Origin of the sequence: Streptomyces sp. NBC_01788 (assembly GCF_035917575.1) — a bacterium.
In the GTDB taxonomy this organism is placed as follows: Bacteria; Actinomycetota; Actinomycetes; order Streptomycetales; family Streptomycetaceae; genus Streptomyces.
On the sequence record NZ_CP109090.1, the window covers coordinates 7,964,794 to 7,979,432 of the forward strand.

The 14,639-nt window shown below is 70.9% G+C and carries 11 protein-coding genes and 3 pseudogenes; 8 read left to right on the top strand and 6 right to left on the bottom strand.

The features are described from left to right. Positions 1-211: 211 nt before the first annotated feature. Genes OIE49_RS35415 through OIE49_RS35425 form a run of 3 tightly spaced genes read right to left on the bottom strand, consistent with a single transcriptional unit; the run spans position 212 to position 1,724 of the window. On the bottom strand, positions 212-622 hold the full coding sequence (locus OIE49_RS35415) for a fumarylacetoacetate hydrolase family protein (RefSeq protein ID WP_326805878.1): 411 nt from the start codon (positions 620-622) through the stop codon (positions 212-214). After that, the gene (locus OIE49_RS35420) at positions 565-1,428 is read right to left on the bottom strand and encodes a hypothetical protein (protein ID WP_326805879.1); all 864 of its coding nucleotides are present in this window, start codon (positions 1,426-1,428) and stop codon (positions 565-567) included. The genes OIE49_RS35415 and OIE49_RS35420 overlap by 58 nt, the downstream gene beginning before the upstream one ends. Then, entirely contained in the window at positions 1,428-1,724 is a 297-nt protein-coding gene (locus tag OIE49_RS35425) for a flavin reductase family protein (RefSeq protein WP_326806427.1), read from the bottom strand. The genes OIE49_RS35420 and OIE49_RS35425 overlap by 1 nt, the downstream gene beginning before the upstream one ends. 342 nt (positions 1,725-2,066) lie before the next feature. Here OIE49_RS35425 and asnB point away from each other — a divergent pair, with 342 nt between their 5' ends. The 6 genes and pseudogenes from asnB to OIE49_RS35460 all read left to right on the top strand — a co-directional run bounded on the left by asnB (position 2,067) and on the right by OIE49_RS35460 (position 9,065). Then, positions 2,067-3,905, top strand: coding sequence for an asparagine synthase (glutamine-hydrolyzing) (gene asnB, locus OIE49_RS35430; protein ID WP_326805880.1), 1,839 nt, complete (start codon positions 2,067-2,069; stop codon positions 3,903-3,905). Positions 3,906-4,210: 305 nt separating this feature from the next. Then, on the top strand, positions 4,211-5,644 hold the full coding sequence (locus tag OIE49_RS35435) for a glycoside hydrolase family 6 protein (RefSeq protein ID WP_326805881.1): 1,434 nt from the start codon (positions 4,211-4,213) through the stop codon (positions 5,642-5,644). Positions 5,645-5,767: 123 nt separating this feature from the next. Next, positions 5,768-6,073: pseudogene (locus OIE49_RS35440) on the top strand (zinc-binding dehydrogenase); the annotation flags it as partial. A gap of 447 nt (positions 6,074-6,520) precedes the next feature. Further along, positions 6,521-7,258 carry a trimeric intracellular cation channel family protein gene (locus OIE49_RS35450; protein WP_326805882.1) on the top strand — a complete coding sequence of 246 codons (738 nt, stop codon included), beginning with the start codon at positions 6,521-6,523 and terminating at the stop codon, positions 7,256-7,258. Further along, the gene (locus OIE49_RS35455) at positions 7,255-8,511 is read left to right on the top strand and encodes a M20 family metallopeptidase (RefSeq protein ID WP_326805883.1); all 1,257 of its coding nucleotides are present in this window, start codon (positions 7,255-7,257) and stop codon (positions 8,509-8,511) included. Before OIE49_RS35450 ends, OIE49_RS35455 begins: the two co-directional genes overlap by 4 nt. 116 nt (positions 8,512-8,627) lie before the next feature. Continuing rightward, positions 8,628-9,065 (top strand): cytidine deaminase, encoded by a 438-nt coding sequence (locus OIE49_RS35460; RefSeq protein ID WP_326805884.1) that lies wholly within the window; start codon positions 8,628-8,630, stop codon positions 9,063-9,065. A gap of 288 nt (positions 9,066-9,353) precedes the next feature. On the opposite strand, the gene OIE49_RS35465 is transcribed toward OIE49_RS35460, so the two are convergent. Then, positions 9,354-9,836, bottom strand: coding sequence for a GNAT family N-acetyltransferase (locus tag OIE49_RS35465; protein ID WP_326805885.1), 483 nt, complete (start codon positions 9,834-9,836; stop codon positions 9,354-9,356). Positions 9,837-10,139: 303 nt separating this feature from the next. Between OIE49_RS35465 and OIE49_RS35470 the strand changes: the two are divergent. Further along, positions 10,140-11,343: pseudogene (locus tag OIE49_RS35470) on the top strand (globin domain-containing protein). Here the strand turns inward: OIE49_RS35470 and OIE49_RS35475 are convergent. After that, positions 11,328-11,600 (bottom strand): annotated as a pseudogene (locus tag OIE49_RS35475) (vitamin K epoxide reductase family protein); the annotation flags it as partial. The pseudogenes OIE49_RS35470 and OIE49_RS35475 sit on opposite strands and share 16 nt — an antisense overlap. 179 nt (positions 11,601-11,779) lie before the next feature. Between OIE49_RS35475 and OIE49_RS35480 the strand changes: the two are divergent. Next, positions 11,780-12,358 (top strand): maltokinase N-terminal cap-like domain-containing protein, encoded by a 579-nt coding sequence (locus OIE49_RS35480; RefSeq protein ID WP_326805886.1) that lies wholly within the window; start codon positions 11,780-11,782, stop codon positions 12,356-12,358. Between the two features lie 73 nt (positions 12,359-12,431). Here the strand turns inward: OIE49_RS35480 and OIE49_RS35485 are convergent, their stop codons facing one another. Next, positions 12,432-14,639: a xanthine dehydrogenase family protein molybdopterin-binding subunit gene (locus OIE49_RS35485; RefSeq protein ID WP_326805887.1), complete on the bottom strand. Its 2,208-nt coding sequence runs from the start codon at positions 14,637-14,639 to the stop codon at positions 12,432-12,434.

The following is a 14,639-nucleotide window of genomic DNA, read 5'->3' on the forward strand; positions in this document are numbered from 1 at the left end:
GGGAACAGCCCTTGATCACGGGCATCCCCGACTCCCGTGGCTGGGGAGCCATCAGCCGTTCTACCCCGCACCGCTCGGTATACCCGTCCGGAACACGCGCAGGTGCGGCCCGAGCGTCGGTGAGGCGGAGGCACAGGCCCGGTGAGCCGAGGAGCCGGCGCAGCGCCCGTAAGGACCGGACGGGCCGAGCCGAGGTGCCGCAGGGGTGGGGCTAGAGTGATCGGGGTGGACACCGTGCCGATACCGTCGACGGTGTCACCTCGACCAGGTCCCCGGGCCGCAGGTACCTCCGCGGCGAGCGAGCCCTTCCTGCCCCACCGGGAGTGCCGGTGAGAATCAGGTCGACGGGAGTGGAACGTGCCCGGATCTTGCCCTGCAGCCACTCCGTCGTGCCGTACTGCCACCCCCGCATGGGGATGTCGTTGGCCACCGTGAAACCGGCGATGTACTGGTCCGCCTCTTCCTCACGGACCTTGTACGCGGTCCGTCCGACGACGGCGAGTTCTCCCTCCCAGTCCATCCCCGGATCCTCCGCCACGGCCGGCACCGCGTCAGCCGGGCCGGTCAAGGTGTCGGCGAACTTCGCGAAGAGGGTGGGACGAGCGGGGAGTTCCCGGCCCATCTCCTGAATGTGACTCGTGTAGTTGAGGCCCGCGCACAGCACCTTCGAGGGACGCGGTACGACGGTCCGCACATCGACGTCGCCCCTGCGGTGCCGGCGCCCGGTGGCGTTGGCCGCGATCCGCCGCCAGTCCTCGTCCGCCGGCAGGGAATCGACGCCGGCGTGACCGGGGAGTTCGGTGAACTCGTCACCGTCCAGGCGGGCTGCGCATGTGCCCCAAGGAATGAAGTGAGACCGGCAACCGTGCGCACCCGGCAGCGGGACATCGGCTCCTGCTCGTCGTTCAACTGCGCTCCCGTCGCGAGCGTGGACTCGTTGTCCCGCCAGGTCTCGCGCGGCAGCGCCATCGTGCCCCGGACGTGCGAGAAGTGCCGTGCGAATTCCGCGAGGAACTCGTCACTGGTGACCGGGGAGCCCTCGGAAGGGTCCTTGCGCCGGGTCAGCTCGCGCAGCTCGTCGAGCATGCGCCGCCCCACGCCCTGGGACCAGGCCGCCTGGTGCAGGCCGGCCGGCAGGGCAGGGCTCACCCGGCTCATGCAGCGGCCACGCCGGAGGTTCTCGGTGCCGATGCCGAAGACGTACTTGTCCTCGACGAGCACCTCCTCGGCCCGGTAGTCGAGGCTCGCGGTCGCGGGCAGCCCCAGCATGTCCCAGTTGTCACCGCTGTCGCGGAGGGCGTCCTGCACCACCGGTGTCGGCCGCCGCAGCCGCTCGCTGTCCTCGGCCTCGCTCCGCAGGAGCGGGTAGATGTCCGTCAACTCCGCGAGCAGCCTGTTCGTTTGCTCGCCCGCCTGTATGTCCACCATCACCGTCGGCCCCTCCCGGACTGCGCGCCCTCACCGGCGTCGCGCTCGGCGGCTTCGGCCAGAGCGCCCCACTGGCCGCGGTGGAAGAGCAGGGGCCGGGTGTCGTCCTGCCGGCCGTAGGACAGCACACGCCCGAGCACGAGGACGTGGTCGCCGCCGTCGTACCCCGCCCACGGCGTGCACTGGAAGTACGCCGGCGAGCCGTTGATCCGTGGTGCCACGTCGTCGCCGACCCATTCGATGCGGTGGGTGTCCTGCGGCTTGCCCGGTGGGCGCCGCGCGAGCGCGACGGCGATGAACCGCTGCGGGAAGCGGCATGCCGCACCCGACGAACCGGGAGAGCGGGTTCGAGGAGGCGGAGGTCAACTCTCGGCGCGACCACGGGTGACGGTACAGAGCCATTCGCCGGACAGTTCCTGCCCCCGAAAGAAGGCGAAAGCCGCTGGGCCGGCCGGACGGCGTGCGAGCTGGGGTAATGCTGTGCGGCGGGCCGAGAGCCGACGGCCGCGGCCCGGAACCCGGTGCTCGCGGCCGGGGCGAGGCTCGTAGGGCTCAATACGAACTGGTTCGCCGGGAGCGGCTGCAGGAAGCCGCAGGTGGTCGGGCTCACCCCGGAGGCCGGACACGGGAGGTAACACATGTGCGGGATCACCGGCTGGGTGTCCTTCGACCGTGATCTGCGGTCCGAGAGCGCGACTTTGGACGCGATGACAGAGACCATGTCCTGCCGGGGTCCCGACGACCGCGGAACCTGGGCCGAGGGACCCGCGGCCCTCGGCCACCGCAGGCTCGCGATCATCGACCTTCCCGGCGGCCGGCAGCCGATGAGCGTCCGGACGCCCGAGGGCACGGTGGTGCTCGTCTACTCGGGGGAGACCTACAACTTCACCGAACTGCGGAGCGAGCTGACCGGCCTGGGCCACCGCTTCACGACCGACTCGGACACCGAGGTGGTCCTGAACGCCTACCTCGAATGGGGCGAGGGGCTCGCCAGGCGGCTCAACGGCATGTTCGCGTTCGCGGTGTGGGACGGCCGCCACAACCGGCTCGTGATGGTCCGCGACCGTATGGGGATCAAGCCGTTCTACTACTACCCGACCTCCGACGGCGTGCTGTTCGGCTCCGAACCCAAGGCCATCCTCGCCCATCCGCTCGCCCGCGCCCGGGTCCGCCTCGACGGACTGCGGGAGATGTTCTCGATGGTCAAGACGCCCGGACACGCCATGTGGGACGGCATGCGCGAACTGGAGCCCGGCACCGTACTCACCGTCGACCGGCAGGGGATGCGCCGACGCGTCTACTGGCAACTGGAGACCCGTCCGCACACCGACGACCGCGGCGCCACCGTCGCCACCGTACGCTCACTGCTCGACGACATCGTCCGCCGCCAGCTCGTCGCCGACGTTCCCCGCTGCATGCTGCTGTCGGGTGGCCTGGACTCCTCGGCCCTGACCGCCCTGGCCGCCCGCCAACTGGCCGAGCACGGCGAGAAGGTACGCAGCTTCGCCGTGGACTTCGCGGGACATGCCGACAACTTCATCGCCGACGAACTGCGCACCACACCCGACGCCCCGTACGTGCACGACGTCGCCCGCGCTTCGGGCACCGAGCACCAGGACATCGTCATCGACGCGCGGGCCCTCGCCGACCTCGACGTAAGGGCGGAGACGATCCGGGCGCGCGACCTGCCCGTGGGCGTCGGCGATCTGGACTCCTCCCTCTACCTGCTCCTCCGGGCGATCCGCGAGCACTCCACGGTCGCGCTGTCCGGCGAGTCGGCCGACGAGGTCTTCGGCGGTTACCTCCAGTTCTTCGACGAGAAGGCCCGGACCACCGACACTTTCCCGTGGATGGCCCAGGCCGAGCGCTTCGGCAGCGACTCCGGCGTCCTGAATCCCGCTCTCGCCGAAGCCCTGGACCTGAAGGCGTACGTCGCCGACAGCTACTGCACCGCCGTCTCGGACATCCGCCGCCTCGACGGGGAGAGCGACTTCGAGTACCGGATGCGGAAGATCTGCCATCTGCACCTGACCCGGTTCGTACGGGTCCTGCTGGACCGCAAGGACCGGCTGAGCATGGCGGTCGGCCTTGAGGTGCGGGTGCCGTTCTGCGACCACCGGCTCGTCGAGTACGTGTACAACGCGCCCTGGTCGCTGAAGTCGTTCGACGGGAGGGAGAAGAGCCTGCTCAGGGAGGCGACCGCCGACCTTATCCCGCGGTCCGTGTACGACAGGACGAAGAGCCCCTACCCGTCGACCCAGGACCCGCAGTACGCCGTCGCCATCCAGGAGCACGTCAGGGACATCCTCGCCCGCCCGTCCCACCCGGTCTTCGACCTGCTCGACCGGGACCGGGTGCACCAAGCGGCCTACCGGGAGGCCCCGCAGGTCACGCTGGCCTCACGGCGCGGCCTCGAACGCACCGTGAACCTGGCGCTGTGGCTGGACATGTACAAGCCGGAGTTGCTGCTCACCTGACGTCCCTGTGACTGTGCCGGCCGGCACTGCGGACATCGAGACGCCGTCCCAGCATTCGAGGGAGCCCGCAGCCCGGCCGGGCAGGCCGGTGAGGCTGCGGGGGTGCACTCCCACAGCGGCCGGCCCCGTCCTCAGGAGCCGGGGACCGTTTCACGGAAGCGCTCCCGTGAAGTTTGTTATTCACGGGAGTTGAGGGATTACGTGAACCTGTCACGCATGGATACGCTGCTCAGGGGCGCGGGAGCGCTCCCACGATCCTGCGCACGCCCCTGGCACTCTCCGACCCGAGAGCACGGAGGACGACTGTGACACCCCCCGACCACGCCCGGCATCCCGGGAAATCCCCCAGCGGCCCTTCCGCACGCCGCACTTCACTCAGGCGCCGGGTCGCCGCCCTGGGCCTGGCGGCCGGTGTGGCGACGGCCGGAACGGTGCTGCTGACCCAGGCGCAGGCGGCCGCGGTGCAGGGCAGCCTGCCCGCCGGTACCCAGTTCTACAAGGACCCCAACTCCCAGGTGGTCAAGTGGGCGGCCGCCAACCCCGGTGACTCGCGCCAGCCCGTGATCTCCGCCAAAATCGCAAGCCAGCCGCAGGCCGTCTGGTTCTCCGTGTACAGCCCCTCCACCGTCACCGCCGACGTCAGCAAGGTCACCTCGGCCGCGGCCGCCGCCGGCCAGGTTCCGGTGCTGGTGGCGTACACGATCCCCAACCGCGACTGCGGAGGTGCCTCCGCGGGCGGCGCCCCGGACCTCGCCTCCTACGACAGCTGGGCCCGCGGCTTCGCGGCCGGACTCGGCAGCGGACCGTCGGTCGTCATTCTGGAGCCGGACTCCATCGCCCTCACCACCTGCCTCAACTCCCAGCAGCTGAGCGACCGTTACGCCTCGCTCTCGCGGGCCGGAGCCGCCATCCACGCGGCCGCGCCTCAGGCCAAGGTCTACATGGACGGCGGTCACTCCACCTGGAACAGCGCCTCCGAGCAGGCGAACCGGCTGCGCGGCGCGGGTGTGCTGACCAATGCCGACGGCTTCTACACCAATGTCTCCAACTTCAACACCACCTCTGGCGAGGTGAGTTACGACAAGGCGATCCTCTCGGCGCTGGGCAACCCGTCCCATCTGCACGCCGTGGTGGACACCAGCCGGAACGGCAACGGCCCGGCGGGCGGCGGGGCCTGGTGCGACCCCTCAGGTCGCTCCCTGGGGAACTATCCCACCGTCAACACCGGAGACGCGGCGATCGACGCCTTCCTGTGGGTGAAACCGCCGGGTGAGGCGGACGGTTGTGCGGGCAAGGCGGGCACCTTCCTGCCCGACATCGCCTACGCGCTGGCCGTCAACGCCCCCAACCCGCCCACGAGCCCGCCGCCGACCACACCGCCGCCCAGCAGCCCGCCGCCCACCAACCCCCCGTCGGCCGGCGCCTGTGCCGTGAGCTACAGGATCAGCAGCTCCTGGGCGGGCGGATTCAACGCCGATGTGACCGTGAAGAACTCCGGCGGCGCCGCCATCAACGGCTGGACGCTGAAGTGGACCTTCCCGAACGATCAGAAGGTCGTCAGCGCCTGGAACGCCACCGCGACCCAGTCGGGCAACGCGGTGACCGTCACCAACCTGAGCTACAACGGCTCCCTGCCGGCGGGAGGCTCGACCTCCTTCGGTTTCCAGGGCAGTTCCGGCTCAGCCAACTCCGCCCCCACCGGCTTCACCCTCAACGGCACCGCCTGCACAGCGTCCTGACGGCACACCGCCCCCTCGGCCGGCCCGACTCCTCCGGGCCGGCCGACCGTGCTCCCGCACGATCCGCCGCACAACGCCGGGGAGCGGGTTACGTACTGTGGACCCTCTCCTGCCGGATCACCGCACACCTCCGCTGTCAAAGCGCTCGCGCCTGGTGGACGGCTGGTCGCGTACAGCTCGGGCGGCGGCACCATCGAGGCGTATGACCTCCTCGTGGGCGGCAAGTCGGCGATCGGGTTCCAGGTGGCGATCGTGGCCAGGACTCAGCCGCGGCGGTATGCAGGGTGGATCGAGGAGCCGTGGAGGCTGTTCGGTGAGGGTTCACTGCGGCCCACGGTCCACGCGGAGTTCGCCCTTGCTGACGCGGCACGAGCGCATGTGACCATCGAGAGCCGGAGCAATCAGGGAAAGGTCGTCCTGGTGCCCTGAAACCGATCCCATTTCGGCTGCCACGTGCGCAATCGCCCTCGTGCGGCAGCGCTCGATCAGGCGACGGCGGCCCCTCAACGGTGAGGGACGCGTTCCTGTGCGTCATGCAGCGGGGCCCGGGGCGGAGACTCGCTTGGCAGCGTCCAGGGCGCGGATGCCTCAGGTCAGGGCCTGGGCGGGGGTCTGCGTAGAGGCCTGCCGGGTAGTGTGCGGGAGTGCAGCGCCGCCCGGGGGGACTGCCGGCGGCCGGCCTCGCCTTTTCGCCCGGCCGGCGTCCGTTTGCTCCTGCTGCACCCGCCCGTGTTCTTCTGCGCCGCCGCACCCGTGACCGCGGGGGCGATCCGGCCTGGTGGCCGTGTGTCGCGGGACGTCGCTGTCCGTGGCGGGCTGCGCGTGCCGTGGGGACGCAGAGTCACTAGGCTCGACATCGTGTCCACCGTGTGTGTGATGTCGGCTTCCCCGATCCCCGCCGGAATGGCGGTCGCGACGCGCTATCTCGACCTCGCCGGTGTCTTCTCGTGCGCGCTGCTGGGGGGCGCCGTGGCCCGCACGGCCGGCCTGGACCTGTTCGGGTTCCTGGTGGTGGGCATCATCTCCGGTCTGGGCGGAGGCGTGATCAGGGACGTGCTGCTGCAGCACGGCACACCGGTCGCGCTGACCGACTACGCCTACCTGCCGACCGCCATCGCCGGCTCCGTGGTGGTCTTTCTCCTCAAGATCAGTGAGGCGTCCTGGACCCGGCTCTTCACCGCCCTCGACGCCGCCGTCCTCGGGTTCTGGGCGGTCACCGGGGTCAACAAGACCCTCGCCGTGGGGCTGGGATGGCTTCCGGCGGTCCTCCTGGGCACCGTGACCGCCGTCGGCGGCGGCGCCCTGCGCGATGTCGTCCTCGGCCGCGTGCCGGCCGTCTTCGGGGGCAACGGTCTGTACGCCACCGTAGCCATCGCGGTCGCCGGAGTCACGGTGCTCTGCGTGTACCTCGGCGTGCCGGCCATCGGTGCCGGCCTGGGCATCACCCTGGCCCTGGCCTTCCGGCTCAGCGCCGTGCGGTTCGGCTGGAATCTGCCCAACAGCCTGGACTGGCAGCCCCGTTCCACGATGGCCGCGACACTGCGGCACGGCACCGGCACCGCCGCCCGGAAAGGGAAAGAAGACCAGTCCCACCCGCGCAAGGAGTCGTCGTGACCGACCGGAACGCTGCGGTACTGTCCGGCCTCGCCGGTATCCGCTCCGATCTCGAGGACCTTTACCGGGACCTGCACAGGCATCCCGAACTCGGCCTGCGCGAGCACCGCACGGCGAAGAAGGCGTCCGACGCCCTGCGGGATCTCGGTTACGAGGTCACCGACGGCATCGGCGGCACGGGCGTGATCGGCGTACTGGCCAACGGCGACGGACCCACCGTCATGGCCCGCGCGGACATGGACGCCCTCCCGGTACGCGAACAGACCGGTCTGCCCTACGCCTCCACCGTGACCCTGACCGGTCCGGACGGCACCGAGCAGCCGGTCATGCACGCCTGCGGGCACGATGTGCACGTGACCGCCCTGCTCGGCTGCGCACAGCTGATGAATCGGGCCAAGGACGCCTGGCGCGGTACCTTCGTGGCGCTGTTCCAGCCCTCGGAGGAGAACGGCGACGGCGCCCAGGCCATGATCGACGACGGTCTCACGGCAAGGGCGCCCCGGCCCGACGTGGTACTCGCCCAGCACGTCCTGCCCTATCCGGCCGGCTACGTCGGCACCCGTCCGGGGTCCTTCCTGTCGGCCGCGGACAGCCTGCGCGTCACCGTCCACGGCCGAGGGGCCCACGGCTCCATGCCCCAGGCAGCGGTCGACCCCGTGGTGATGGCCGCCATGATCGTGGTGCGCCTGCAGACCATCGTGTCCCGGGAACTCGCCGCCATCACCCCCGCCGTCGTCACCGTGGGCAGCATCCACGCCGGCACCGGTCCCAACGTCATCCCCGACAGCGCCGTCATCGAACTCAACGTCCGCACCTACGACGATGCGACGCGCACCCAGGTGCTGAAGGCGATCGAGCGCATCGTCCGGACCGAGAGCGAGGCGTCCGGTTCGCCGAAGGCACCCGAGATCGAACGAACGGCGGCCTTCCCGCCCACCGTCAACGACGAGGAGACGACCCGGCGCGTCGCCGAGGCGTTCGCGGCCCACTTCGGCGACGACGCGCACACCATCGACCTGCAGACCGCCAGCGAGGACATGAGCGAGATCCCGCAAGCGTTCGGCGTGCCGTTCACCTACTGGGGCATCGGAGGCATCGACGCCGAGCTGTACGCCGAGGCCGCCAAGAAGGGCACCGTCGCCCAGGACGTCCCGGTCAACCACAGCCCGGCCTTCGCCCCCGTCGTCCAACCGACCCTGGACACCGGCGTCAGCGCCATGACGGTGGCCGCCCTCGCCTGGCTCGGCAGCTGACGTGAACCCGGCACAGGTCTCCGACGAGGGCGTCCGGCAAGCACACCGCCGATATTCGCTTGCGCACCCTCGTCAAGTGCGCCAGCGTCGCCTGACACCCGACGAAGGCAGAGAAGATGACCACGCAGACCCACCCCCTCGACCATGAACTCATCGAGGCCGCGGCCCACGTCGCTCGTACACGCTGCCGGGGCGACAACCACACCATGGCAGCCGCGGCCCGCGCCCGGGACGGCCGGATCGTCACCGCGGTGAACGCCTACCACTTCACCGGAGGGCCCTGTGCCGAGTTGGTCCTCATCGGCACTGCGGCCGCCCAGGGCGCCTACGAGCTGGACACGATCGTCGCCGTCGGCGACCGCGACCGAGGGGTCGTTCCCCCGTGCGGCCGGTGCCGTCAGGTCCTTCTCGACTACTTCCCCGCCCTCAAGGTCATCGTCGGCGGGGGCGACCGCGTCCGAACCGTCCTCATCACCGACTTGCTGCCCGAAAGCTACGTCTGGGCCGACCACCAGCTCGACGACGGGGAAACCGCGCCACTCGGCACGGGCTGACACCGCCGGCCGGCAACAGGGCGAACGTCGCCTGATGCGGCACCATGCGGGTCACCCGGGCGGTCGAGACGGCCGGTGACACAGAATCCTGTGGCACCGCCGTCAACCAGTGACATGTCCGTGAGTGTGGCGCGAAAGAGAGTTGAGGCATCGACTCCTGTCACGGGAGTCTCCACGTGCTCGCCGAGCGGGGGACGCCGACGGGGAGGGCGAGAGGCATGCTGCGCATCCATTTCACGACCGCGAGACCTGCCGGCGGCCCAGGCCTGTTCGAGCCGGTCGGCCGGATCATCCGTCCCCGGCGTTCGTGGGCAGGGTGAGCCGCAGAACGGTCTCGCCGTCGTAGGTCTCCCCGGTGGGCTCGAACCCGAACTTCCGGTAGAAGGGCTCCGGTTCGCCGTCGCCGGACTCGTAGCTGGTCAGCAGCTCGGTGCCGCCGTCCGCGCGAACCAGGTCGGCGATCTGCGTGAGCGCGTCCCGGCCGATCCCTCGCCCCTGGTGCCGCTTGTCGACGAGGAGGCGCCAGATGAAGTGCCGTCCTTCGAAAGGACCCGTCGGCGGCTTCCAGGACAGCATCACGAAGCCGACCGGCTCGTCGCCGCGGTACAGGGCCCGGTACCAGGGATTGGCCTCGGGCGTCTTCGCCGCCTCCTTGAGCGACCAGGACACGGAGGCGACGAACTGCTTCTGGTCACGGCGGACGCGCAGGGCACGAACGGCATCCCGGTTGTCGTCGGTGATCTCCCGTAGGTGCACGCCTGGGGACCTCATGCCACACCCTTTCCTCGCTCCGGCGACCGTGCCACCGGGCCGACGTGAAGAGCCGCCGTCGCAGCGTATGCGACACACACGATCCGGAGCGTGACCGGCACGCCGGGCTGTGCTCGTCATGGCGCCGCTGTCCGGGCTCACACCGACCCGGGCCAACAGGCCCGGCCGCTCAGGGATGTTCAGTCCTGTTCCTGCTCACGGAAGAACCGGCACGATCGATGCGCCGGCCGTGTCCGCACGACGGACCCCCGGCGGCGACGGCGAGCGCCGTCCCCCGTGTGCCCCGCACCGCAAAGGAGAGCCATGCTTTCGCCCGAGCCGGCCGCCGTCGTCCGCGCCACCCTGCCCGCCGTCGGCGGGGCGCTGGACGAGATCACGACCCGCTTCTACGGAACCATGTTCGCCGAGCAGCCCGAACTGCTGGACGGGCTGTTCAAGCGCGGCAGCCAGGCAAGCGGCGAACAGCGCCGGGCGCTGGCCGGGTCCATCGCCGGCTTCGCCACGGCACTGCTGGACGACCCCGACACCCGACCGGACGCCCTTCTCGCCCGCATCGCCCACAAGCACGCCGCTCTCGGCGTCACCGAGGACCAGTACACGATCGTCCACAAGTACCTGTTCCGCGCGATCGCCGACGTACTGGGCGAGGCGGTCACCCCCGAGGTGGCCGCCGCCTGGGACGAGGTCTACTGGCTGATGGCCGGCGCCCTCATCGCCCGGGAGGCCCGCCTCTACCAGGAAGCACAGGTCGACCCGCGCGATCCGTGGCGTCAGTGGACCGTCGTGGAGCGGCGGGAGGAGACCCCGGACGTGGTGTCCTTCCTGCTGCGCCCTGCCGACGACGGCCCGGTTCCCGCGGCCCGCGCCGGCCAGTACGTCAGCGTCCGGGTGCTCATGCCCGACGGCATCCACCAGACCCGCCAGTACAGCCTGTCCAACGCCCCAGGCGACGACCTGCGGCGCATCACCGTCAAACGGGTGGCGGACGTCGCCGACGCCCCCGAGGGCGAGGTCTCCAGCCAACTGCACCGCGAGGTCCGGGCAGGCGCCGAACTCACCCTGTCGGCCCCGTTCGGCGACGTGGTGCTCGACGACGCCGACACCCCGCTCGTGCTGGTCTCCGCCGGGATCGGCTGCACACCCATGGTCGGCATGCTCGAACACCTCGCCGCCACAGGGTCGGATCGCCCGGTGCACGTCCTGCATGCCGATCTCACCGCGGCCGATCACGCCCTGTGCGCCGAGACTGCGCCTCGTGGACCAACTTCCCGATGCGCGAGCGGAGTTCTGGTACGAGGGGGACGCCGCCGACGGAACCGGTTCCCGCGCGGGCCTGATGGACCTCGACGGTCTGGACCTGCCCGCCGAGGCGGACGTGTACCTGTGCGGCCCCCTGCCCTTCATGCGCGCCGTCCGCGCCCAGCTGCTCCAGGCCGGCATCCCCGCCCGCAGCATCCGCTACGAGGTCTTCGGCCCCGACCTGTGGCTGGCTCACACCGAAGGCTGAGAGCCCGGCACTCCGAGGTTGCGCGGTGTGACGTACCAGAACAGGGCGATGGTGACGACCCGGACCACGGCGCAGTAGGGGCAGAGCCGGCCCACGCCGAAAAGTGACTGGTGGATCAGCCAGTGCACGAACACGACGCCGGCGAGGGCGCCGGCGTTCAGGGCCAGCCACAGCGCCCGGTGCAGACGTGCCCCGGTGAGCACGGCCACGCCGAGCACGGCGACCGCGGCGAAGGCGCCCAGGCCGAGCAGCATGTTGGGGAAGCCCGGGGCCGAACGGCCCTGCCGGCACCCCTACCGGCCCCGTACCTGCGCCCGTCCCCAACTGCGAGACAAACCAGGCCACTTGCCGCCGCTCGGGAAGCACAGCCGCTTCCTGTAGGTTCGATCACATCCCGTTGGAGGACGGGTCTGGACCTACGCGCGAGGGAGCTCGGATGGCCTTCATCCATCACACCACCATGACGCCGACCAAGCTGGAACTGCTCACCGAGTGGCTGCCCAAGCAGAACTGGTACTTGGGCGACGCGAACACGCCGGAACTGTCCAAGGCCGGTGGGTTCCGCCTGGACGATCCGGAGGGCGCGGTCGGGATCGAGTTCATGGTCGTGGTGGACGCCGCCGCGCAGGAGCCGGTGGCGTATCTCGTGCCGATGGGCTACCGCGATACGGCGCTGGAGGGCGTCCCGGGGGAGACCCTGATCGGCACCTCCGAGCATGGGGTGCTGGGCACTCGGTGGATCTACGACGGCGTCCACGACCCGGTGGTGATGGCGCAGTTGCGCGCCCTCCTGCGCGGCGAGGCGGTGCCGCAGCACCAGAGCGAGAGCGACACCCCTGACCCGACCGTCACCGTGCACGGCACCGGCCCTGACGACGGGCTCGACGTGCACATCAACCGCGTCCTGCGGCCGGCGGAGGCCGCGCAGAGGTCGTCCGGAAGCCTCGTCGCCGGGTGGACCTGGCCGAACGGAACGATCGCACGGAGCGTATTCGCGGCCATGACGCCGCAGTAGGAGGTCACGCGGACGGAGAGCGCCGGCCGGCCCGACCAGTCACTCGGCGACTGCGACGGCAACCAGCAGCTGTTCAGAGGAGGTTGTCGGGGGTGATCGGCAGTTCGCGGAGGCGTTTTCCGGTGGCGTGGTGGACGGCGTTGGCAAGCGCGGGTGCGATGCCGACGAGGCCGACCTCGCCGACGCCTTTGGTGCCGGTCGGGGTGGCGTGGTCGGCATCGCCGACGAAGACCACGTCGAGTTCGGGTATGTCGGCGTTCACGGCGACGAGGTAGTCGGCGAGCGTGGCGTTGGTGACGCGTCCGGTGCGCGGGTCGGTTGTGGTGTCCTCGTAGAGGGTCATGCCGATGCCGCCGACGATGCCGCCGATGATCTGGCTCCTGGCGGTCTTCGCGTTGAGGATGCGGCCGCCGTCGATGGCGGAGACCACCCGCGTGACCCGGATGAGGCCGAGGTCGGCGTCGACGCGGACTTCCGCGAACGTCGCGCCGTACGCGCCGGCGAGGGACATGCCCAGTTCGGTGGCGGACGGCGGGGTGCTGTTCCCGTTCGCCGTGAGTTCGGACAACCCGTGCCGGGCGAGGATGTCGGCGTACGGCTCCCCGCGGTCGGGGCGCCCCGCGAGGTGGAGCCGTCCACCGGTGGACTCCACGTCGTCGGGGGACGCGCCCCGCAGAGGCGAGTCGGCGTCGCCGTGCGCGAGCCCCGCGAACGAGCGCATCAGTTGCCGGCAGGCGTTGTGAACGGCGTTGCCCAGCGCGCCGGTCAGGCCGGAGCCGCCCGCCATCATCGAGTGCGGCATGTCCGAGTCGCCCAGGTCGAAGCGGACCAGGTCCAGGGGCAGACCCAGTTCCTCGGCGGCGAGTTGGGCCATCACGGTGTACGTGCCGGTCCCGATGTCGGTCGCCGCGCTGCGCACCAGCGCGCTGCCGTCGCTGTGGATGGTGGCCTGCGCCGTGCAGGGCTGTGCGAAGTAGGGAAACAGCGCGCTTGCCATGCCGTAGCCGATGAGCCAGTTCCCCTCGCGCATGGAGCACGGTTCGGGGTCGCGGTCGGACCAGCCGAAGCGGCGGGCGCCGGCCTCGTAGCACTCCAGGAGCGCCTTGCCCGACCAGGGCAGTCCGTTGCGCGGGTCGACATCCGTGTGGTTGCGCAACCGCAGGTCCAGGGGGTCCATGCGCAGGGTGCAGGCCAGTTCGTCGAGCGCCGACTCCAGCGCGAAGTTGCCCTGTGCCGCGGCCGGGGCGCGCATGGATGTCGGCAGGGCGATGTTGAGCCGCGCCTGCCGGTCCCGTGTGGTCACGTGGGGGCACTGATAGGCGAAGGCGGTTCCCGAGGCGAACGGCTCGTAGTCGCTGCCCTCCATGCTCAGGGAGCTGAGGCTGCGGTGGTCGAGGGCGATCAGTTCGCCGTCGCGAGTGGCGCCGACGGCCAGCCACTGCAGGCCGCTGGGGCGGTGGCCGACGGAGGTGAACATCTGCGGCCGGGTCAGGACCAGCTTGACCGGGCGGTTGAGCATGCGCGCGGCCATGGCGGTCAGGATCACGTGCGGCCACACGCGCAGCGCGGCGCCGAAGCCCCCGCCGACGTACGGGACCAGCACCCGCACCGAGCTCTCCGGGATGCCGAAGACCGTGGCGAGGGTGGTGCGAACCCCCGACGGCCACTGGCTGGTGTCGTGGACGGTGAGGGTGTCGCCCTCCCACACGGCCAGGGTGGCGAACAGCCCGAGCGGGTTGTGGGTGTTGTCCGCCGTGGTGTATGTGGCCCGGAGGGTCACCTCCGCCCTCCGCAGCGCCGCGGCGGCGTCGCCGCGCGAGTGGTCCGTCCCCCACGGGTTCGCGAGTTGCTCGGCCCGGGGGTCCTGGAGGTCCAGCAGCGGCTCCGAGGCCTCGTAGTCGGCCCGCACCAGCCGTGCCGCGGCGGCGGCCTGCTCCGGGGTCTCGGCCACCACGAAGGCGATGTGCTGTCCGTGGTGGAGGATCCGGTCGCTCCGCAGGGGTGAGGGCGTCGGCTCCCCGAGCACCGTCGCCGGTCCCGTGGCGACCTCGGGGGCGTTCTCGTGGGTCAGGACCGAGAGCACGCCCGGGGACTGCTCCGCGGCCCCGGTGTGCATACGGACGATCCGGCCCGCGGCGACGGTGCTCTGCACCACGGCGCCGTAGGCCTGGCCGGGGACGCTGAAGTCCATGGGGTACGGGGCCGTGCCGGTGACCTTGCGCGGGCCGTCGACCCGGTTGATGCCCGCGCCGACCAGCGGCCTGCTCTCGACGGTGCTCAT

What these genes read in the sequence shown, in the direction of transcription:
- OIE49_RS35415 (WP_326805878.1), bottom strand. Translation starts at nt 622, where the DNA reads ATGGGCCGGGAACTCCCCGCTCGTCCCACCCTCTTCGCGAAGTTCGCC.
- OIE49_RS35420 (WP_326805879.1), bottom strand. Translation starts at nt 1,428, where the DNA reads ATGGTGGACATACAGGCGGGCGAGCAAACGAACAGGCTGCTCGCGGAG.
- asnB (WP_326805880.1), top strand. Translation starts at nt 2,067, where the DNA reads ATGTGCGGGATCACCGGCTGGGTGTCCTTCGACCGTGATCTGCGGTCC.
- OIE49_RS35450 (WP_326805882.1), top strand. Translation starts at nt 6,521, where the DNA reads ATGTCGGCTTCCCCGATCCCCGCCGGAATGGCGGTCGCGACGCGCTAT.
- OIE49_RS35460 (WP_326805884.1), top strand. Translation starts at nt 8,628, where the DNA reads ATGACCACGCAGACCCACCCCCTCGACCATGAACTCATCGAGGCCGCG.
- OIE49_RS35465 (WP_326805885.1), bottom strand. Translation starts at nt 9,836, where the DNA reads ATGAGGTCCCCAGGCGTGCACCTACGGGAGATCACCGACGACAACCGG.
- OIE49_RS35480 (WP_326805886.1), top strand. Translation starts at nt 11,780, where the DNA reads ATGGCCTTCATCCATCACACCACCATGACGCCGACCAAGCTGGAACTG.
- OIE49_RS35485 (WP_326805887.1), bottom strand. Translation starts at nt 14,639, where the DNA reads ATGAGCACCGTCGAGAGCAGGCCGCTGGTCGGCGCGGGCATCAACCGG.